The organism is Chitinophaga agri, from assembly GCF_010093065.1.
GTDB lineage: Bacteria > Bacteroidota > Bacteroidia > Chitinophagales > Chitinophagaceae > Chitinophaga > Chitinophaga agri.
On the sequence record NZ_CP048113.1, the window covers coordinates 3,952,225 to 3,974,674 of the forward strand.

The 22,450-nt window shown below is 46.8% G+C and carries 15 protein-coding genes; 2 read left to right on the forward strand and 13 right to left on the reverse strand.

Annotated features, from left to right (window positions below; genetic code table 11):
- Positions 1-71: 71 nt before the first annotated feature.
- From GWR21_RS15695 to GWR21_RS15725, 7 genes are all read right to left on the reverse strand, one after another.
- On the reverse strand, positions 72-995 hold the full coding sequence (locus tag GWR21_RS15695) for a TatD family hydrolase (RefSeq protein ID WP_238430393.1): 924 nt from the start codon (positions 993-995) through the stop codon (positions 72-74).
- Positions 996-1,166: 171 nt separating this feature from the next.
- Complete coding sequence (locus tag GWR21_RS15700; RefSeq protein ID WP_162332666.1) at positions 1,167-2,054, reverse strand: EboA domain-containing protein; 888 nt, start codon at positions 2,052-2,054, stop codon at positions 1,167-1,169.
- 381 nt (positions 2,055-2,435) lie between these two features.
- Positions 2,436-3,917 carry an FG-GAP-like repeat-containing protein gene (locus GWR21_RS15705; protein WP_162332667.1) on the reverse strand — a complete coding sequence of 494 codons (1,482 nt, stop codon included), beginning with the start codon at positions 3,915-3,917 and terminating at the stop codon, positions 2,436-2,438.
- Between the two features lie 124 nt (positions 3,918-4,041).
- Positions 4,042-5,838 (reverse strand): RagB/SusD family nutrient uptake outer membrane protein, encoded by a 1,797-nt coding sequence (locus tag GWR21_RS15710; protein WP_162332668.1) that lies wholly within the window; start codon positions 5,836-5,838, stop codon positions 4,042-4,044.
- Positions 5,839-5,894: 56 nt separating this feature from the next.
- Entirely contained in the window at positions 5,895-9,146 is a 3,252-nt protein-coding gene (locus GWR21_RS15715) for a SusC/RagA family TonB-linked outer membrane protein (protein ID WP_162332669.1), read from the reverse strand.
- A 616-nt stretch (positions 9,147-9,762) separates the two neighbouring features.
- Positions 9,763-10,392: a peptide chain release factor H gene (gene prfH, locus GWR21_RS15720; protein WP_162332670.1), complete on the reverse strand. Its 630-nt coding sequence runs from the start codon at positions 10,390-10,392 to the stop codon at positions 9,763-9,765.
- A gap of 3 nt (positions 10,393-10,395) precedes the next feature.
- A complete protein-coding gene (locus GWR21_RS15725; protein ID WP_162332671.1) occupies positions 10,396-11,796 on the reverse strand; it encodes an RtcB family protein in 1,401 nt (466 codons plus the stop codon).
- A 461-nt stretch (positions 11,797-12,257) separates the two neighbouring features.
- Between GWR21_RS15725 and GWR21_RS15730 the strand changes: the two genes are divergently transcribed.
- Positions 12,258-12,632: a transmembrane 220 family protein gene (locus GWR21_RS15730; RefSeq protein ID WP_162332672.1), complete on the forward strand. Its 375-nt coding sequence runs from the start codon at positions 12,258-12,260 to the stop codon at positions 12,630-12,632.
- Between the two features lie 80 nt (positions 12,633-12,712).
- Here GWR21_RS15730 and GWR21_RS15735 read toward each other — a convergent pair whose 3' ends face one another.
- The 6 genes from GWR21_RS15735 to GWR21_RS15760 form a co-directional block, all read right to left on the reverse strand.
- Positions 12,713-16,129, reverse strand: a complete 3,417-nt coding sequence (locus tag GWR21_RS15735) for a ThuA domain-containing protein (protein WP_162332673.1) — start codon at positions 16,127-16,129, stop codon at positions 12,713-12,715.
- Positions 16,130-16,200: 71 nt separating this feature from the next.
- Entirely contained in the window at positions 16,201-17,019 is an 819-nt protein-coding gene (locus GWR21_RS15740) for a ThuA domain-containing protein (RefSeq protein WP_162332674.1), read from the reverse strand.
- A 12-nt stretch (positions 17,020-17,031) separates the two neighbouring features.
- Positions 17,032-17,745, reverse strand: coding sequence for a 3-keto-disaccharide hydrolase (locus GWR21_RS15745; protein ID WP_162332675.1), 714 nt, complete (start codon positions 17,743-17,745; stop codon positions 17,032-17,034).
- Between the two features lie 135 nt (positions 17,746-17,880).
- On the reverse strand, positions 17,881-18,297 hold the full coding sequence (locus tag GWR21_RS15750; RefSeq protein ID WP_162332676.1) for a c-type cytochrome: 417 nt from the start codon (positions 18,295-18,297) through the stop codon (positions 17,881-17,883).
- A gap of 333 nt (positions 18,298-18,630) precedes the next feature.
- Positions 18,631-19,683 (reverse strand): sugar phosphate isomerase/epimerase family protein, encoded by a 1,053-nt coding sequence (locus GWR21_RS15755; RefSeq protein ID WP_162332677.1) that lies wholly within the window; start codon positions 19,681-19,683, stop codon positions 18,631-18,633.
- A 166-nt stretch (positions 19,684-19,849) separates the two neighbouring features.
- A complete protein-coding gene (locus GWR21_RS15760) occupies positions 19,850-21,013 on the reverse strand; it encodes a Gfo/Idh/MocA family protein (RefSeq protein WP_162332678.1) in 1,164 nt (387 codons plus the stop codon).
- Between the two features lie 685 nt (positions 21,014-21,698).
- Here GWR21_RS15760 and GWR21_RS15765 point away from each other — a divergent pair.
- Positions 21,699-22,448 carry a glycosyltransferase family 2 protein gene (locus GWR21_RS15765; RefSeq protein ID WP_162332679.1) on the forward strand — a complete coding sequence of 250 codons (750 nt, stop codon included), beginning with the start codon at positions 21,699-21,701 and terminating at the stop codon, positions 22,446-22,448.
- Positions 22,449-22,450: the final 2 nt, after the last annotated feature.

Below are 22,450 nucleotides of genomic sequence, written 5' to 3' on the forward strand. Positions count from 1 at the left end.
CCGTGTAGGGCTGCAGCCATGTTCTGCAGTCATACATCGGACGAGCATAAATATTACCGGCTTGTAACTGTTTATCTGATAATATTAGACTGTTTATCTATTCTTGGCTGCTGACCACCTCGCAGCACTGTACTACCGTTGAATTTCAGACTTTGATCAATATCTTTAACCGTATCAAAATCAGCTTCATCTATTTGTCCGCTTTGAGCGAAAGCAGCTATAGCGTTGCGGAAAGTTACCAAATGAATATCATTCAAGTCAATACCACTTTCGTGCATGAGGGCCGCGGTTTTAGGTACAGCCAGCGGGTCACTGATGCCCCAGTCAGCGGCAGAATTGACCATTATGCGTTCACTACCATACTGTTTTACAATTTCTACCATGCGTTCATTACCCATTTTAGTAAATGGATAAATAGTGAATGCAGCCCAGAAACCGCGATCAAGTACTTCCTTAACGGTCTCCTCATTGTTGTGATCAACGATGATCATACGTGGGTCCAGCCCATGTTCCAGCGCGATATCCATGCTGCGCTGTGTCCCTTTTTTCTTGTCCCTGTGCGGGGTATGTATCTGTACAGGTAGCCCTGCTTCCTTGGCCAGTTCCAGCTGTGCGCGATAGTATTTTTCCTCTGCCGGCGTCTGATCGTCAAAGCCGATCTCGCCAACGCCCACTACGCCCTCTTTATAAAGGAAAGAAGGCAGGATCTCCATGACAGCTTCTGCCAGTCGTTCGTTATTCGCTTCTTTCGAATTGAGTCCTATCGTGCAGTAATGTTTAATACCAAATTGAGAGGAACGGAAACGCTCCCATCCGATCAGGCTATTGAAATAATCCCTGAAGGTATCCACACCGGTACGTGGCTGTCCCAGCCAGAAGGCCGGTTCGATAATAGCCACGACACCTGCATCCGCGAGCGCCTGATAATCATCAGTGGTGCGGGATGTCATATGTATGTGCGGATCAAAAAAACGCATTCCTTTAATGCGTTCCATATACGAGGAAGGTGTGGTGATAGGTTGAAATTCTTTACCTGTTAGCTCATGACTACAACACATGTCGATTACTATTTATTTGAGACCTGTAAAAATGTACAACCTGCTACTGCGGGCTGAGGTTTCCGTTTCGCAAGTTAAGATTATATACACTGAAGGTGTGATACACGTTTATGCTATTCGTGCAGCAACGGTTTCCCATGTCAGCCGATGGCTGGCTACTTCCGCTTCTAAAGTGGCAGATTGCGCCAGTAATGCCTGTGCCGGCCCATATGTACTTGAAGCACAAGCCAAAGCAGCTGCGTCTCTTTCTACATTCACCTCTGAATGCCATACGCGCTGGATGTCGGCAAAGTTATCTTCCGTAATAAACGGACCTACCAGGCGCCATAACAAAGGATGTACTTTCCTTCCGGCTGCCCAGCGCTCGTGTGCATAGTCTGTTAATATGGCTGCCAGCTGACGGTTGGCTCTTTCGTCAAGCCCGGCTATAAGATGGATAGGTTTGTCAGTAAAAAACGCTTTCATTACCAGCTGATTCCACGCTGGCTCTTCCAGATGACGGGAAGGATATACATTGTGTAACATGACCGCTTCCTGTACCGGACCAATATTGGAACGGACGCCTTCAGTCGTGCGGAATACCCATGCATCCGGCCATGCCAGCAGGGGTAATGCACTGTAAAGTGCTGCCTGTTCATTCATATCGGCGGCATCGAATAAGCCTTCTATCACTTTCACATACAGTTCCCTGTCGGCAGCCGGCAATTGCAGCAGCCACCATACCCGCACCAGCTTATCTAACGTATAACCCTGTATGAAGAACGGCATATCCGGCGCCACTTCGATGAACGGAGTGTCCGTGCTGATCACCTGTCTGCCCGTAAACCGTGGAATGGCCGTAAATGTAAGATTGAACCGCTGTACGCTTACCGGCTCTCCGAGTTTCTCCTGTTGTTGTGCTATCCAGGTGAGTGCCTGCTCCGTACTATGCTGTCTGATAATGTCAAATAATAACGCTTCTGTGTTATTCCTGTCGTGGTAATATGCTTGTTCCATCACCCGGGCTAATTTATCTAGTGCCTAAAGTTAGCAGATTAAGTATTAAAAAAAGTGAAAAACTGTGATGGATGGTGTAGTAAATAAAAGAGAGGCACCTTGTGCCTCTCCTTCCGCCATTCTAAAACCTGATCAGTTCAATCAGGAGTATCTTTAACAACAATAATGCAGCGGCGATTATTGTCGGATATGTTTTCATTATTGATTACAGGGAAAAAGCCATACTATACGTGGGCTAAACTATAGTTTCAGCAGCATAGATTTAGATTTTTACCTGACGTTGTATATGCAATATAATAAATTATTTGTTACAACTGCAATCGAATGATCAAAAATCTGTTCTACTCTATACTATTTTTAAACTGAGAAAGCATAACATATTCATTTCAAGTTATTTCGAAGCAATACCAGGGGGATGTTAACATTCGAACCGGGCTTTATATCACCCTGGATCATAAAGCCTTTGGAATAGTTCCCAAGGACGATATCCAGGTCACCGTCATGGTCATAGTCAGCGGCATCCATACAGATCCAGCGACCGGCTGCCTTCAATGCCGGCATCGTATGCGGCGTGAATGCCAGCGGTCCTTCCTGCCGGAAAAGAATGAATGACTCTTCAGGCCGGTTCTTCAGATCTGCAAAAAAGGCAATGCTGGCAATATCCAGGTCACCGTCTCCATCAAAGTCGGCGGCAATGGCTTTTGTACAGCCATTGACCGGGTAAGACCAGGCTTTCTCAAAACGGAAGTCCCCTTTGTTCAGATAGAGATACACGCCGTGAAAGGGCTTCAGCTCCATGGAGTAGTCCCCGTTGTCACCGGAGGTATAAAGTATATCAGGCAGGCCGTCGTTGTTCATATCCACTACCTGGAAGCTGGTCGAGCCATTTACCGGCGGGAAGCGCAGCAGGGATTGCTGCTTAAATCCGCCATGCTGATCGTTCAGGAACAACCAGAGCCCTTCATCGCCATAGGCGAACAGTGTCATGATATCCGGCCAGCCGTCTTTATTAAAGTCATCTACAACGGAATGAATGGCCCCTGGCACCTCCCATATTGCTTTACGCTGGTAGTCCTGCTCTGCGGTTTGCTGCAGGATGTATAGTCCGCCATAGTCATGTCCGAACCCATTCACCAGGTAGTCCAACCGGCCGTCCTTATTGAAGTCTGCTCCGATACTCTGCACAGGACGGGGTAATCCCATGCCGATCGTTTTCACCTGTGTTGCCTCCGGTTGCGCAGGATGCACCTCCCACAGCATGCCCTGTGCAATATCTACAGCACGGATACTACCAATGCAGGTCAGCAGGGCGGTATCTGCCGCCCGCCAGTTCATAGCTACAGCAGTGGATTGCAGTTTTATAGCCGGACGACCATTCAGTGTGCTATCCCATTGATAGAGGGTGGCCCCGTTTTCAGACGAGGAATAGAGAGCGCCTGTGAATGGATTGATGGAAACCATGGTTGTAGTAGCGGTCACTGGTGTCTCATTTGTCTTCACCACTGGTTGCACGAGATCGAACAGCTGCAGGTCGGCTTTCAATGGTTGAGGTAGTACGGCGGCCGGCAGCTGCTGGGGAGCCAGGGTTTTATAATAGTCTACAATAGCGTTCCATTCTTCTATTGTAAGATTAGTGCCTTTACCAGGTTTGACATAGTAACTGCTTTCCTGCCATACGCCAATGCCCAGTTTAGGGGCCATAGCGGGCAGTACATGCTGTGTCCAGGTATTCTGGTCCAGCATGGCCGGAGCGACCGGTAAATGGCAGCTACCGCAGTATTTTTCGGAAAGGAGTTTGCCTTTTTCCTGCTGGGAGAGGGTGCAGGAGGTGAGCACAAGGAGAAAAGGTAGTAATTTTTTCAAGTGGAATGCGGGATAGGTAAATGAATGATATACTAAATATCGTTTTTAATAGTCACTTTTCAGACAAAAAAGAAAGGCCCTGTTGCCAGGGCCTTCTTTCCTCTTCTAAAAAATAACAACTTTATTAATAACCTGTATTCTGTTCCAGTGTTTTCACACCGCCTTTCAGACTCAGGTCGATCTGACGCTGAGGAATAGGATAGTATTCGTTACGAGGCGTAACAAATTTAGCACCACCCAGGTCACTTGTGATCTTAGATTCGTATGCATAGAACTTGGTCAGTTCCGCGTTAGCAGTACCCCAGCGAACGATATCGAAATAACGCTGACCTTCCATCGCCAGTTCCAGCTTACGTTCGAAACGAATCGCTTTCAATGCATAGTCTTTACCCTGAGCTGCAAATCTGCCAGCAGGATAATTCGCTACCACATAGTTAGCAGCTGGCGTAGTAGAGAAGCCGCCCATTGGCGCTGCATCATTGAGGTATTTGTAAACGGCTGTCTTCGGATTAGCCGCTCTTGTGCGCACGTCGTTTACATAGCCCTGTGCAGCATCCAGGTTACCCAGTTCTGCTTCTGTTTCAGCAGCGAGCAGGAGAACATCTGAATAACGGATCAACACCAGGTTGATCGCTGAACCAGGCGCCCAGGAGTTAGGATCTTTGTATTTATCCTGATTGTACTGCCAGTATACGTTCTTTTTAGGCGCATATGGACCTGCATAATCCTGATCGCGTACCCAGCTACGGCCAGGGTGGTTACCCCAATCCAGGAATGGAATACCGCGACGACCAACTGTCCAGTCCAGGCGTGGGTCCAGGTTACCAGCATCCGGTGTGAACGGAGCGGTAGACAGGATCTTCATATCGCTCTTTACAGCCTGTGTATTATAATCATCCAGGTAAGGTAAACCATTCGCGTCAGTACGATAAGAGTTTACCAGGTCCTGTGTAGGCTGATAGAATCCGCAACAACCGAATGGGCTGTTGTAAGGGAAGTTCAGCATCTCACCCTGGTTACCGTTGGCGATCAGACCAGAACCGTTATTGGCTGACATCTGAATAGCAAAGACAGACTCAGTATTATTCTTTGTTGCAGCATCGAAGTTATCTTCAAATCTGTCGGTCAGTTTATATCGCTCACCTTTGGATGTTACACCTTGTGCAATGATGGTAGTAAACAAAGGTTTCGCATCTGTCCATTTCTTCTCATATACATAGGTCTTCGCCAGATAAGCTGCTGCTGCCCATTTGTTGGCACGGCCAATCTGTGACTGCGTATTAGGCAGATTATCATATGCATATTTGAAGTCTTCTTCAATCTTAGGCCAGATATCTACGTTATTCGGCTGTTTGTAGTCATCAAGATGCGTTTCGTCTACCCATGGCACTTTATTGAACATTTTCTTCAGCTCAAAGTAATAGTGACCACGCAGGAAACGACCTTCTGCCTGTACCTGTGTCTTTTCAGCATCTGTCATATCCTTCACATCAGGCAGTAATGACAGGATCACATTCACACGTACCACACCATCAAATAACACTTTCCACTTTGTGTTGAAAAATCCGTTACTGGCGTCAAACTGGCCCGTTGCTATCAGACTGATAGGTGGCTGGTCAGTCGCATCACTACCTTTATGGGCATCACCTGCGGCAACGCTACCATAGATCCAGTTGCTTGGTGCAGCCTCCCATGGGCCACCACCGCCGATAGCTGCCTGAGCCTCCTGCTGACCATCCAGTGCCGCATAAGCACCGATCAGTAATTCACCGATACCTGCTTTTGTAGATACGGAAGCGGGAGTAAGAGAACCCTGTGGCTCACGTTCCAGAAAACTTTTACTACAGGCGTGGAAGAACAGCCCTCCAGCCACTACAGCTGCCGCAAGTATATATTTTGATTGAAAGAATTGTCTTTTCATTTTGTATGATTTAATATCCTCAATATTTTAACCTTTCACATTAACAATGGTCGATATTAAAAGCCAACGTTAACACCCACCAGGAACTGACGCTGGTTTGGATAAGCTCCCTCATCCAGACCGAAAGCCTGTGTAGAACCGGTGATCTCAGGATCGATACCAGAGTACTTCGTGATGGTGAAGAGGTTAGCAGCCTGTACGTAGATACGGAACTTCTCGATACCTACACGGTTTAACACTGATCTTGGCAGTGTATAACCTAACATCATATTCTTAGCACGCAGATAAGAACCATTTTCTACGAGGAAAGAGTTAGGAACAGTGTTGGTACTGAAAGAACCTTCGTTCTCCTGAATAGGCGCTTTTGCGTTCATGTTATCAGGTCTCCAGGAATCATACAGGGCAGTTTTGCTCTTTGCACCTGCGAAAGATGGATAGAAGTCTGTCCACCAGCGTACCTGGTTCCAGATATTGTTACCCTGTACACCATAGAAGAAAGCAGTAAAATCAAAGCCTTTGTATTTCAGCTCGATGTTCAGACCATAGCTGAAATCAGGGCTTGGGTTCCCCAGGAAGGTGCGGTCAGCTTCAGTGATGATACCATCACCGTTTGTATCCTGGTAACGGAAACGTCCCAGTCCGATACCTGTCTGATAAACGGAGTTAACATTACCGGTAACCTTCTGTGCCTGTTCATTTGCAGCAGTAATTTCCTGTGCAGTATTCCAGAAACCAACGGTTTTGTAACCATAGAAGCTGGAGATCGGATGATCCACCGCGTTACGGATGATAAAGTTACCATTGAAACGACGTGCTTCCAGGTCGAAGTATGGCGCATCACCAGAGATATTCACGATCTTGTTGGAATAGCTGGTGAAGGTAGCTCCTACTGTTAATGACAGGTCTTTTGTCAGATTGAGGTTCACCACGTTGATACCGAGATCAATACCATGGTTCTTCATTTCTGCAATATTCACATCCGGAGGTGTAGGACGTCCCGCAGTTCCTGACAATTCAGGCTTGAACAACAGGTCTTTTACACGTTTCTGATAGTAGTCAGCCGTGATTTCCAGTTTGCCTTTGAAGAGGGTCGCATCGATACCAACGTTCATATTGATATTGCTTTCCCATTTCGCATTTGGGTTACCGATATATGTACGGAAGAAACCAGAGTTAATAGTATTGCTGGTACCACCGATATCATAGAAAGAAGAGCCCTTGCTCAGACCGAACTGTGTAAACGCATTAGATGCATTTACGTTCAGCTGGTTACCCATGATACCGTAACCTCCCCTGATCTTCAGGTCAGAGATCCAGGTCACCTGTTTGAGGAATGCTTCCTGGGAAACACGCCAACCTGCGCTCACAGCGGGGAATGTACCGTAACGGTTGTTAGCACCAAAGCGGCTTGAACCATCCCGACGTACTACCAGACCTAACAGGTATTTATCCATCAGGCTATAATCCAGTCTTCCGAATAAGGAGAAGAGACCATCTGTCAGCACGTTGCTCGAATGGTTCATTGTTCCTGTACCGCTACCCAGGTTGGTGAAGTCAGGATCGAAGCTGAAATAGTTCTGTGTGGTGGCTGTTGAATAACGTTCGTTGTTATCAAAAGCTTCTGTACCCACCACCACTTTAATATTGTGCACCTTACCGATAGTCTGGGCATATGTCAAAGCGTTGGTCCATGTCCAGTTACGGATGTTACCATTTGTTTCTGTGTAGGAATTCACCTTATCATTTTCAGCGTTCTCATATTCAGGGTAGGTGAACTCATGTGTATAACCTGAATAGATTTCTCCACCGAAAGTAGTGCGGAAGGTAAAGTGATCCAGGAAGTCTACTTCACCATACACACTACCGAGTAAACGGTTGATCAGCCCTTTGTTACTTCTGGTACGGTCCTGTATAGCTACCGGGTTACGGGCGTTACCTAACTGTGCACCATTTGTGCTGAAGGAACCTGCAAAGTTGCCATTAATATCATGTACCGGAATGATCGGCTGTTCACGGAACGCCATACCAATACCGCTACCTTCTGTTAATGCATCGATACGTGGGTTGTCCATTACTGAGAAAGCTAAGTTCTCACCAATGCGTACATGCTTACTCACATTGAAGTGGCTGTTAGAACGGATGGAGTAACGTTTCAGGTAGGTATTGAGTAATGTACCTTTCTGATCGAAATAGTTGAAGGACAGGAAATAAGAACCCTGTTCTCCGCCACCACCAACAGATACGTTATGGCTGGTGATATATGCAGGTTTAAATATTTCGTGGAACCAGTCTGTACCTGTTTTATTCGCGCGGGTAATGCGATAGAATTTATCCAGGTCAGAAGGTGTTTTGTAGTTAGGATCAACAAAATATTTTGATGGATCCACTCCCGGATCGCCTTCCATCAGACCGCCTGGTGCAATATAGTCCGGCAGTCTTGGTGTAGCACCTGCACCATACAGCCCGTCATTATATACAACATTCGGATTCGTATTTTTAAGCGCCATCCATTTCAGGTCGGCCATTTCCTGAGAGCTCAGGATGTCCCATACGTTGCCACCTTTAGGACGTTGCGTACCATAATAACCATCATAGGTTACACGCACTTTGCCATCAGTTTTACCACGTTTGGTGGTAACGATCACAACACCGTTTGCTGCTCTTGCACCGTAGATAGATGCAGAACCAGCATCTTTCAGTACCTGCATAGAGGCAACGTCATTAGGATTGAGGTCAGCGATGTTCTGGGTAGGAACTCCATCAATAACGTACAGCGGCGTGTTGTTACCGAAAGTGTTCACACCACGGATACGTACCTGCGGCTCCTGGCCCGGCTGACCGGAACCAATTACGGTGATACCGGATACCTGACCCTGTAACTGGTTACTTACCTGAGCTGTTGGCTGACGGCTGATCTGATCAACGTTTACAACAGATACGGCACCTGTCAGGTCTTTCTTTTTCTGTGTGGCGTAACCTGTTACAACTACTTCATCAAGGGAACCTACCTTTTCGGTAAGGGCTATCGTAACACTTGTTGCTTCTCCAAGCGTAAACTCCTGTTGCGTATAACCTACAAATGAGAATACCAGCGTTTCACCTTTCTTAGCGGTGATGCTGAAGTTACCCGCAGGGTCAGTGGCAGTACCCCTGGCGGAACCTTTAACAGCGACTGTAACCCCGGGCAATGGGTTACCGGAAGCCTGATCGGTGACTTTTCCGATAAATTTAGTCTGAGCGAATGCGGCACTGGCAAATAACAACAACAGCCAGCAACACGCAAATGTGCGGTAGACATGTCTCTTCATAACGTGAAACGTTTTTTTGGTTAATAAAAAGCCTGTTCGGGCCCACACTCCGCTTTCGTTGGCAGGTACAGGCACGAAAAATGACCGGGTAAATCAATATCCTGGTCTGAAAGGGACAATATATAACTCCTTACTTCAGGTCAAAACCATACTATGCTGAGTACTGCAGTGCAGCTCAGCGTCAATATATCCGTGCAAATTGTTTTCTTGGGAAATAGCGTACACACCTTTTTGTTAAAGACTACAGTTTAGTTTTCTCATACACGTGTTAACATTAAAATTTGCTAAACATGGAATTAGATCTTGGTTACATTAAACACACACTAAAATTTCAATTGTTAACTGCATGACAAGGTAACACATTCGATTAATTTAAGCAAGCTAGTTTGTAAATTTTTAATCAGGTTTTAATAAAATACCACCATTATCTAATTAGGAATTAGGAATTTGGCGCCGGTTGTTGCACGGCTTTAGCGTAATACTCAAAAGCGTACAATGTACATTTATTTCCTGCACTATCTACCTATTATAATACCCCCTGGTGTTGTATACTCACACACTTCATACAGCTCAATTCCTAATTCCCAATTAGAACGCGGGAAAGCAGTTAGGGTAATTACAGCGGAGCTGTAATTACCCTAACTGCTTTCCCACGTTCCAGCTCATTATGCTCCTGCCACTGGTCCTGCTGTTTTGCTACCAGCTGCTCCATCTGCCAGGACATAAACTTCGCCTCCAGCCGCTCCAGACAAAGCTGCTTATTCTGCAACTGTGACCGGCTGTCCATCGCCAGCACCTGTATGCCTGATGGCAGATGCGTGCCTCTTACTGCTGTCTCTACTTTATTGACATGCTGACCTCCCGGTCCGGAAGCACGACAGGTTTCCAGTTTAACATCCTTAATATCCCATTTCAACTGCTTATACACATCGAAGACGGATACACCGGCAAACCAGTTCTTACGCTTGTGGAACTTCCGGTAGGGACTCTGGGCGATCCACTGAACTGTACCGCTCCAGCCGCCGAGAAATGCATCCAGCGTTTTACTGTCGGCCGTACCTGTGTTAAGAAGTAATACGGCCGACAACAACGTGCCCTTCAGATCGCCCTTTTTACTTTCGAGCAGTGTTATTTCCAGCCCCTGCTGACGGGCCTCCTTCATCATGATCTCCACGATCTTAGCCACCACTCTTGTGCATTCCGCCGGTCCTCTGCCGGACGTCACCTGTATAATTGACTTGCTCATCTTTTATTCTTTGTACATTCTTACAATACGTGGCAGGAACCTTCCTTCTATGGCCACTAATTCATCCTGTGCTGCGATCACAGTTTCAATATCCTTATAGGCCAGCGGATTCTCTTCCACACTGCCACCTATCAGGGTTACATTCGCAGCTGCCAGCATCTTCTTTAATCCTGATACGGTCATACTCTCTTTGGCCCGCTTCCGGCTCATTGCTCTGCCCGCACCATGGGAAGCAGAGTGTAATGCCTGTTCTTCGCCCTTACCGGACACGATATAGGCTGCCGTGGTCATACTGCCGGGAATGATGCCCATCTCACCTTTGTGGGCTGGCGTAGCGCCTTTCCGATGTACTATCACCTTTCTGCCATCTGCCAGCGTATCCTGCCAGGCGAAATTGTGATGGTTTTCAATGATCGCCAGCGGCTGTATACCCAGTGCTTTAGCCAGGTTAGCGTGTATCCTGTCATGGCAGGCCTTCGCATAATCTCCTGCCAGCTGCATGCTGAGCCAGTACTCCTGTCCTGCTTCACTGTTCATATCCAGCCAGGCAAGTTGCTGCGCCTCTCTTGGCAGCTTACAGGTATCCATGGCGATCCTGGTATAATGCATCGCCACATTGGCGCCCAGTCCGCGGCTACCGGAATGCGACAACAACGCCACATATTCCTTTGCCGGCAATCCCAGGGTATTATCCTCCGCTAACGTCACCAGTCCAAACTCAACAAAGTGATTCCCGCTGCCTGAACTGCCCAGCTGACGTGCCGCTTTCTGCTGTAGCTTCCGTAACATGTCGGTCAACTGAAACGCAGGGTCATCCAGTACGGCATGTTCCTGCATAACTTCCAGTCCGCCTTCCATCCCGAAGTGCGTCCATTCCTTCAATGCCACCTTCATCTGATACGCATATCTTTTAATGAAACTCTCACCTTCATCAAATATCGATAACGCCATGCGGCAACCAATATCCACGCCCACCGCATAAGGGATCACTGCATTCTCCGTAGCAAGCACACCACCGATCGGCAAACCATAACCGTGATGCGCATCCGGCATCAGTGCTCCCTGTACGGTTACCGGCAGCGACATAGCGACCTCCATCTGTTTCTTCGCGCCATGCTCGATCTCCTTACCACCGTATATTTTCAGCCTGCCGGTTTCTTCCAGCAAACTAAACTCCTGGTGATGGCACTCTTCTACGTCGTCTATAAATGTCGCAGCGATCTTTCCCAGTATCTCATCCCGGAGATACTGCGCAGGTGTCTCTTTCACAGCTGTCAGTAGTGTGATCAGCTGCTCCCTGGTATGATGCTTAAAATGTTTTGAAATTGTATTAATGACCAGACTTCTTGCACGGTCATTCGTATAACCGATCTTACTCAGTTCTTTTGTGCGTAAATTGCCCATATGGGTATGCAAATGATTTGTATAATATTCTCCGTTCTGCAGATGATGAACGGCGTTCTTGTGCAATAACAAACCCTTTCCGCAGATGCAGATCATTGGTGTCCCAACAGGTGCACTGATATACCCTGCCAGCGAATGGCAACAGGCTTCGGTCTCACAACATGGCAGGTGTAACAGGGCATAAATATCCTGTCAGACAACTACCGTTGCGGGCGACCAGCTATACATACAGGCATGAGAAATACTGTCGATGAAGGATCATCTCGGTACACTCGCTTCCAGTAAACTAAAAGGAATAATTGCCTGATTTAGGCAGCGGGCGAAAAGGGTGATATGTGAATACGTTCTGTCATGATTCCTTGTATTTTTAGAAGTGATTAAATAAGGAATACGGTTGCAAAGGTATATAATTTCTATATTATATCAACTATCTTCGTCTCATCGCTGATAATTTTTTTCTTATGAAGATATTCAACATCATCTGGTGCATTCTGTTCATCGTTTTCGCCGGACTACAATACAACGATCCTGACCCTTATGTATGGGTACCCATTTACCTGTTTGGCGCAGGCTGTTGTTTCTTCGCTGCAAGAGGACGCTTTTATAAAAAAGCATACGTATCCGGTATTGTGATCTATCTTATCTATGCAGCATACCTGTTCTTTGATAAGAACGGTGTGATAGACTGGGCCACTGAACATCATGGGGAAAACATCGCAGAGACCATGAAAGCTACCAAGCCATGGATAGAAGAAACAAGGGAGTTCTTCGGACTGGCACTCCTCATCATTGTACTGCTGGTGAATCATTTTTACGCTGGCAAAAAGAAAGCATAACAGCACTAACAGATAGGTGTAAACGTAAACAGGCTGTCCGCATCTGCGAACAGCCTGTTTCGTTTATCTGAATAATACTTTTACTTACTCAGCAGCTGGAAAGTAGTAATACCCAGATTACCCTTCTCAGCCGGATCAGCGGATTTGATACGCACATATAATGTGTGTTTCTTACCATCTGTCACTGGTGCAAAAGAGACATTCGCCGTATTCGGTGCCTTTGCTTTCGCGCCTACACCAATTGTCGATTCTCCCAGTTTCACCCCGTCTGCCTTATCCAGGAACAGCTCAACCACATAACCATATTTCAATGGTTCCTGCGTAAAGTAAATAATGTTGATGCCTGATACTGCTGTGAAGTCAATACCGTTATACGCAGCCCATCCACTCGCTGTCGGGATCAGCAGTTTCTTACCATCAAACTCAAAAGAAGATACCGCATCTGATTTGTCGTAGGAAGCGGCTGCTATCTTCGGACTTTTCAGTACGATCGCATCTGTACCGGTGATCGGCTTAATACCAGGACCGCCCTTATCTGTATAGGTGGCGATCAGGTACAGCACACCATTATCCTTTTCCGGTTTACCAGTGGTAGGATCGATGGTACCTGTTACTGGTAATGATGGCGCCTGTTTGTTATTACCGCCCACTGACATGATATACTCTACCAGCTGATGTGCTTCTGACTGTGACAGGGTAGGATGTGCGGACATCGCTGTTTCACCCCATACACCGCCGCCGCCATTGATGATCTTGTTCGCCAGGTAATCAGGCGCATTCGCATCATCTTTGTATTTCGCCGCTACATCTTTAAAGCTTGGTCCGATCGATTTCTCATCTGTCTTATGACAGGTTTTACAATCGCTTGCTTCCATAATATTCTTACCGGCAATTGCACCTGTAACGATCTGATGGCCCTGTTGGGGAACAGCTGCTTTATCGTTGCCTTCCATGTATTCAGCTCTTACATAAAGATTTGCTGCATCGATCTTACCATCCGCTGTAGAACCATCTTCCTTATCTTTTACGTCCACACTATATGCCACTGGATGACCAGAGAAATAGAACATGGTATTACCGGTCACATTCACTTTCACCTGCGGTGTTTCATTTCCTGCATACAGCTCTATCCCTTTACTACGGGTGCTGGAGCCTTTGCTATCCTTTACTTCTACTGATACAGCATACTCACCTGCGGTCGTATACGTTACTTCTGTTTCTGGTTCCTTCGTTTCTTTCTTGCCACCATTGCCCAGGTACCAGATGTAAGTCAGCTGGTCTCCGTCCGGATCGGAAGAGCCTTTTGCACTCAGTTTCGCCTTGAATGGCAAACCACCTGACAGCTTATCCACATGGATCTCTGCCACAGGCGCACGGTTACCACCATTATAGTCAATACGTGCCAGACCAGCATCCTTATTCTTACTGAACCAGCCATTACCATACTCCAGTACATAGATGCGGCCATCCGGTCCCATCTCCATATCAATGATCGCATTGAACTTCGTACCCGGCATAAAGTCTTCTGTTTTTGACAGGTTGTAATCCTTATCAAAAGTCACTGCTTTGATCCAGCCGCGTACCCAGTCATAGATGAACAGTTTGTTGTTATAATAATCAGGGAAACGGGTTTCCTTTGGATAGAACTCATTGTAATATACCGGCCCCGCCATCGCATTACGGCCACCGCTACCCATGGATGGAAAGTCAGGAGACTTCGCATACGGATACCAGATAAACGCTGGCTGTGCAGGGGGAAGGTCTTTGATACCTGTATTGTTGCGTGAGTTATTCACCGGTTTTGCAGGATCGAAAGCGGCACCACTTTTACCGGTTTCATAATCATACAAATGATAAGGATAGTTATTACCTACGAACATCGGATAACCAAAGTTGCCCGGTTTCTTTGCCTGGTTAATCTCATCATATCCACGCGGACCACGCTCCGGATTATCATCGTTCGCATCGGGTCCTACTTCACCCCAGTAGAGGTAACCATTCTTATGGTCCACAGAGATGCGGTAAGGGTTACGTGTACCCATGGCGTAGATCTCCGGACGGGTATTAGCGGTACCCTGTTTGAACAGGTTACCTTCAGGAATGCTGTAAGAACCGTCTTCATTGATCTTCAGACGGAGGATCTTACCACGCAGGTCATTGGTGTTGGCAGATGTACGGCGACCATCATACTGCAGATGTCCCGGACGATCATCCAGCGGAGAATAACCGTTGTTGACATATTTCTGTCCGGGTTCATCAAATGGCGTACTGTTATCGCCGGTAGAGAGGTATAATAAACCGCCAGGACCGAAGGTGATAGAACCACCGGTATGACAGCAGATATTACGTTGTGAATATAACTGGAGAATGATCTTTTCTGATGCAGTGTCCAGTACATTATTCTCGAACTTAAAGCGGGACAGTCTGTTCACTGAAGTATCCGCAGGAGAATAATAAATGTATACATAATGATTCTTCACAAACTCAGGATCAGCGGCCAGCCCCAGTACACCTTCTTCTGCGTTCACATTTGGCACTTCTGTTTTATAGTACACACGCAGGGCGCCTGCCTGTGTCAGTTTGTGGGCAGACTGGTCAAAGTACATGATCTCTCCTCTGCGCTGTGCAACGAGGATGTTGAGATCAGGAAGGATGGTCATCTCAGTTGGTTCAAAGAACTCACCGGATATCAGGACATTTTTAGTGAACCTGTTCTCTTCAGGTACACGTAATGTTCTTGCCTGTGCATAATCCAAAATATTGTTCTTACCGATAGCATATTTAATACCACCGAGAATATGCGCCAGGAACTCTTTTTCTGTATAGGATTCGTTGGTATGTCCCAGCTCTGTATAGAAAGCACGGCCACCATCGAAGTCGTGGTACCAGCTGATCGGATGTTCAGGTCCGTTGGTGCCACCTTCATAAGTTTTCTCATCAACCGTGATCAGCTTATGCGTGTTCTTGTTGATCTTTTTGAAGTTGTACCACTCATCGGTATGTTCCCATGAATCAGGCGACGTAGCGGTAGCCAGGAAGGATTTATCCTTTACGGTCAGTTTAGCTTTGTGTGTGCCGGCAGGGTGATTATCAAAATAAGCCCCTACCAGTTCTCCATACCATCCCCATTCATATTCGGTGTCGGTAGCAGCGTGGATACCGACGAACCCGCCGCCTGACTGGATATATCTTTCAAAATCGGCTTCCTGATAGTTGTCCAGCACATCGCCGGTCGTATTCAGGAATATAACTGCAGCATATTTCTGCAGCGAGTCTTCTGTGAAGTTAGCGGCATTCTCCGTAGTATCTACGTCAAAACCGTTTTCCTGTCCCAGTTTCTGAATGGCCTGTATGCCGGCAGGGATAGCTGCATGGCGGAATCCTGCTGTCTTGGTAAACACCAGTACTCTCGGATTGCCTGGCCGGGTTTTCTTCTGGCAACCGGTCATTACTGTGCCCAGTAAGACCAGCATCATCATTACGTACCTGATTTGCATGATAGTTTTTATATTGTTTATACTGTATGCAGGCGGCGTTTACTTTCTTCACGTACGCCCCGCATTAGGGATTACTTTTTAGCCTTTATATTCATCGCATAGCGTAGTCCACCCAATACATGCTGCAGGTATGCCTGATCTGCATACGATTCCTTCGTGTGGCCCAACTCCGTGTAGAAGGAACGACCACCTTCAAAATCATGATACCAGGCCATAGGATGGTTGTCACCATTCTTTCCACCTTCATAAGAGCTTTCATCGATCTTAATCAGTACGTGTACATCCGGATTGAGGTCTTTGAAGTTATACCATTCATCCCAGCGTTGCCATTTTTCCTGCAGATGGCTGGTGGAGGGATTGTTACGGTCTACTACGATGAGGGTGGCATCCTGCTGTTTCGGGTGACTGGTAAACCAGGCGCCTGCCAGTTTATTGTACCATGGCCAGCCATATTCCGTATCGGTTGCTGCATGGATGCCCATATAGCCACCGCCATTGTGAATATAGTTTTGCATAGCGGTCTGCTGTTCATCATTCAGCACATCTCCTGTTGTATTCAGGAACAGGACAGCTGCATAACGTTTCAGATTCCTGGTACTAAACGCAGCAGCATCTTCCGTAGTATCTACCGCAAAGCCGTTCTCCTGACCCAGTTTGATCATGGCCAGTTTAGCCACCGGGATACAGTCATGCCGGAAACCGGCTGTTTTAGAGAATACGAGTAAACGGGGAAGGCGTTTTTTAGCAGACACGGACTGACTGGTAAAGGCGAGACATACAGTCAGCAGTAAGGATGTCGCTATAAAAGAAACATTACGGACGCCGAATGAATGACCATTCGTCATCTGTAATGTTTCGTTATTTGTTTTTCTCACGTGGATATTCTTCATATTAAAGTGGTATTACAGCTGGCGGATTTTAACACTACGGTACCATACGCCATCGCCGTGATCCTGCAGGGCGATGTGTCCTTTTGGATATTTACCGAAAGCTTTCCAGGTTTTGAACTTGCTGTTAGCCATCAGGGTGTTCCACTCTTCGCTACCCATGGTAGTTTCGATGGTTTGTACCCCATTCAGCCAGAAGGTCAGTTTACCATCTTTCTTACGGATCTTCGCTACGTTCCACTCACCTACAGGTTTAGCAGCATACTTGGTGGATTTTTTCAGATCGTAGAGATCACCGGAATTGTGTTTCTCATATTTACCATCCGGATGTTTTGCATCATCCAGTACCTGCATTTCAGGGCCGGACAGGTAAGTTGCCTGCAGTTGCGGATCTTCGTGTACACCGAAGATGATACCACTGTTACCACCTTCAGAGATCTTCCACTCGATAGATAATTCATAATTCTCGTACTCGTCGTTGGTCACCAGGTCACCACCGGGTGCACCATTCTTTTTAGCTTCCTGGTCGAGTGCCAGTGCACCATCCTGTACTTTCCAGGCCGGGCTTGCAGTGGTCTGCAGGTAAGTATGCCAGCCATTGGTAGATGTACCATCGAACAATAATTTCCATCCCGCTTTCTTTTCTTTACGGGTGAGGGTGTTCGGTGTTTGTGCGGATGTGGAAAGAGTTAGCAGACTGAGTGCCAGAACGGGAATAAATTGCTTCATTACAAATTGAGTTTTTTATAGCCGATAGTTGCAGTGCTGTACATACGGGATATACAGTAGACAACAACTACCGGCTATATATGATAGTTAATTATAGAAAGCTGAGAGACCAAATATGAATAAACTGCTAGCTCACTATTTCAGGGAGAGGATGTATTTTACCATCTCTTTCGCATCATCTTTAGCGAGGTCAGCGTGCGGCGTCATAGCTACTTCGCCCCAGTTACCGCTACCACCAGCGATGATCTTATCAGCCAGTTTATCAATGTTTGCGTCAGTAGCTTCATATTTCTGCGCTACTTCTTTATAACCAGGACCGATCAGTTTCGTATCTGGTTTATGACAGGTTTTACAATCTTTCTGCTCGATCAGGGCAGCACCTTTAGAAGCGGCAGCTTCAGCAGCACCTGGCGTTACCATGGAATTGTCTACCGGTGTTTCGCTGGTAGCAGCAGATTCTTCTTTCTTTTCGGTTTTGTTTTCGCTACCACCACCGCAGGAGGCCAGCAGAACAACGCTCATTACAACGGGCGCCAGAAAACGCATTCTCATTTTGTCGATTTTTAAATTATCAGATTTGATATTGAATCAGGAATCAGGAATTAGTGAGCCATACCATTTTACATCTCATCCTTTCACATTCCAGCCATCGGGATGCCACGAGACTACGAGGTAATATGTATGGTCATTATCAATGCTAATCTTTCATTCCAAATCCCATTCCTAAATATTTTCCAATATACTTATGGTATAATAAGGATTCAAGTAATAATTGATGAACGCAGGAAATCAGGGCCTATCATACAACGCTGATACTTTTCATTCGATCTTCGCTGCATGTCAATTCCTGATTACCAATTTATTAACTCCCAATTATTACCTCCCTTACAGTCCCAGCACTCTTTTGTTCAGATGCTCATCCGCACCGCCACCGGCAAAGTCGTCAAACGCCTTTTCGGTTACACGGATAATATGATCCTTGATGAATGGCGCGCCTTCTCGTGCACCGTCTTCCGGATGCTTGATACAGCATTCCCATTCCATCACCGCCCAGCCGCTGTAGTCATATTGTGTCAGCTTGCTGAATACGCTTTTGAAATCAACCTGACCATCACCGAGGGAACGGAATCTACCCGGACGGTCGATCCATCCCTGGTAACCGCCGTATACGCCGGAACGGCCGGTAGGATTAAATTCCGCGTCTTTCACGTGGAATGCCTTAATTTTCTCGTGGTAGATATCAATGTATTGCAGATAATCCAGGCATTGCAGCACGAAATGGCTTGGATCGTACAGCAGGCAGGCGCGGTTATGATTGCCGGTAGCTTCCAGGAAACGCTCGTAGGAAGCGCCATCATGGAGGTCTTCACCCGGGTGGATCTCATAACACAGGTCTACACCGTTGGCATCAAATTCATTCAGGATTGGCAACCAGCGGTTGGCCAGTTCCTTAAAGCCTGCTTCAACCAGTCCGGCAGGACGTTGTGGCCAGGGGTATACGGTGTGCCACATCAATGCACCACTGAAGGTAGCGTGGGCATTCAGTCCCAGGTTGCGGCTGGCTTTGGCAGCATATTTCAGCTGATTCACCGCCCATTCTGTACGCGCAGGCGTGTTGCCTCTTTTGTCAGCAGGAGCGAAGCCGTCGAACAGTTCATTATACGCAGGATGAGTAGCCACCAGCTGTCCCTGCAGGTGCGTAGACAGTTCGGTGATCTCCAGTCCGGCAGCATTCACGATACCTTTGATCTCATCCGCATATGTCTTGCTTTCAGCAGCTTTCTGCAGGTCGATCATGCGTGGGTCCCAGGTAGGGATCTGCACACCTTTGAAGCCTAATCCGGCTGCCCATTTACAAATACTCTCCAGGCTATTGAAAGGCGCCGTATCACCGAGGAACTGCGCGAGGAATATACCAGGACCTTTAATGGTCTTCATATTATCAGAGGTTTAAACATTAAAAATTGAGCGTCAGGAATGAGCAATCAGGAATTGGTTAGCCCTGCATAAATACGTGACACCAGTCAGGAGTAAGCCAGTCCAGCATTATAAACTGTAAGGAATACTATATTCAGGCACTTGCTGCTCAATTCCCAATTCCTAATTAAATTTCGAACGTCGTCCATTTCTCGCTGCTCTGGCTGGATTTCACGACATTGTCGATGAACGCCATACCACGGATACCTTCATCTACGCCTGGGAAATCCAGTGCTTCAGGAGCAGGCGTAGTGCCGTCTATCTTAGCCTGCAGGGTGAGGGCAAAGTTGCGGTACAGGTTACCGAATGCTTCCAGGTATCCTTCCGGATGACCGCCTGGTGTACGGGTGTTATGCACCATATAGCTGCTCTGGTAACCACCGTAACCATTACCGGCGCGGTAAATTTCCGTTGGCTTATCCAGCCATTTAACGAGCAGGGTATTAGGTTCATGCTGTGCCCATTCCAGACCACCATTTTCACCATATACTCTGATCTTCAGTGCATTTTCTTCACCAGCGGCTACCTGAGAGGCCATCAGGACACCCGCAGCGCCATTGTCAAAACGGAGCAGCACCGCACCGTCGTCATCCAGTGCGCGGCCAGGAACGAAGATGTTCAGGTCAGCACACAGTTTTTCTATTTTCAGACCACTGATATATTCAGCCAGGTTAGCAGCATGGGTACCGATATCACCGAAGCAGCCGCTTTTACCGGAACGCTTAGGGTCAGTTCTCCAGGCAGCACCTGCGCTATCTTTTTCAGTAGCACGGCTCAGCCAGCCCTGCGGATATTCCACCCAAACCTTACGGATCTTGCCTAATACGCCATCAGCCACCATACGACGGGCCTGTTTTACTAACGGATAACCTGTGTAGGTATGCGTTAACAAGAGGGTACGACCAGTTTCTTCTACTTTGGCTTTCAGCTGTTTAGCTTCATCGAGGGTAAAAGTGATCGGCTTTTCGATCACCACGTTAAAACCTTTGTCCAGTGCCATCATCGCAGGATCGAAGTGTGCGAAGTTTGGCGTAACGATCGTTACAAAGTCCAGTCTTTCACTCTCAGGCAGTGCTGCTTCCGTTTCCAGCATGGTCTTATAATCTGTGTAGGTGCGTGCCGGGTCGAGGAACAGTATTTTTCCTGACTCCAGGGCTACTTCAGGATTTACACTCAGTGCACCTGCTTTCAGTTCGATCAGGCCGTCCATATTGGCAGCAATACGGTGAATAGCACCGATGAAGGCATCCTTACCGCCTCCGATCATTCCCATTCTTAACTTACGGTTCATTGGCAAAACGTTTTATTCTTTATAGGTTTTGAGTTGTCTTACAGACCAGATAACGTGGAATAAGCAGGGAGGTTTGCTAGTTTTTCACACCGTCTTATTCACTCCACGTTGGCTTTTTCCGGAGTCTAATATATAAAAAAGTACAGGCAACCATGAATATTCGCAGCAAAATGACCACTTCAGGGAGAGATGGCCCCCTATAATCTGACTATTTAGCGCGACCTGTACGCTTTTCTACCGGACTATTCCGCAAAACTTTAAAAGTAGAAAACTCCTGCCACATTTTTGTGTGATATTTTGATGAATGGATTAGGTAGGAACACTTACAAAGCGTGCAACAATTGTCCTACTAAAGTGTTACAATTAGCCTTTTTCTATACAAACGGGACGATAAGAACAGGAGAAAAGGAGGTGAAAGAAGACATGGCACAAGTACCTCTTTTATAGACTTTTATAAAAAGAAAAAGAGCCAAATAAGACTATCCGGCTCTTGTTTTACTATCCTATGAAAACCCTAATACTGTAAAGGTAAAGTGTTGTAACAAACGATAGTGTTAAATGGTCGTTAATAAATTTATTTTTTTTCCAAGCAACGGATCCGACTAATATTTTTTTTCTACATACTTTTTTTGCTTCTTTGCACCACTTTACGGCGATATAGCCGCAGAGAATGAAAAATGTCAATATGTCACAGTACCTGCTTTCCGTGATCATCCCGGCGTACAACGAAGAAAGATACATCTATGATATCCTGGAAAGGGTCCAGGCTGTATCGCTGGCCGGCGATGTACAGAAAGAGCTGGTGGTTGTGGATGATTTCTCCAAAGACAATACCGGCGGAGAAGTAGCCCGTTTCCGCGCCGCATATCCTGAAGCAAAACTCCAGTATGTTCGTCACGAAAAGAACAAAGGAAAAGGAGCGGCCCTACGTACGGGTATCCAGCATGCCAGCGGCGACTTTACCATTATCCAGGACGCTGACCTGGAGTATAACCCAATGGAATTTAATCGTTTGCTGAAACCTATGCTGGAAGGCGTAGCGGATGTGGTATATGGTTCCCGGTTCATGGGTGACGGCCCTCACCGCATCCTGTTCTTCTGGCATACGATCGGTAACAAGTTCCTGACCTTCCTTTCCAACGCGCTGACCAACCTGAACCTGACCGACATGGAGACCTGCTATAAGCTGTTCCGCAGTAATATCATCAAGCAGATCGACCTGAAGGAAAACCGCTTCGGATTTGAGCCGGAAGTGACTGCCAAGATCAGTCGCGTACCAGGCATCCGCATATATGAGGTAGGCATCGCTTACTATGGCCGTACTTACGCGGAGGGTAAAAAGATCAATTACAAGGACGGTTTCCGTGCGATCTACTGCATCCTGAAATATAACATCTTCTGCAGACAGAAAAAGACTGTCGACATCAATAAATAAAC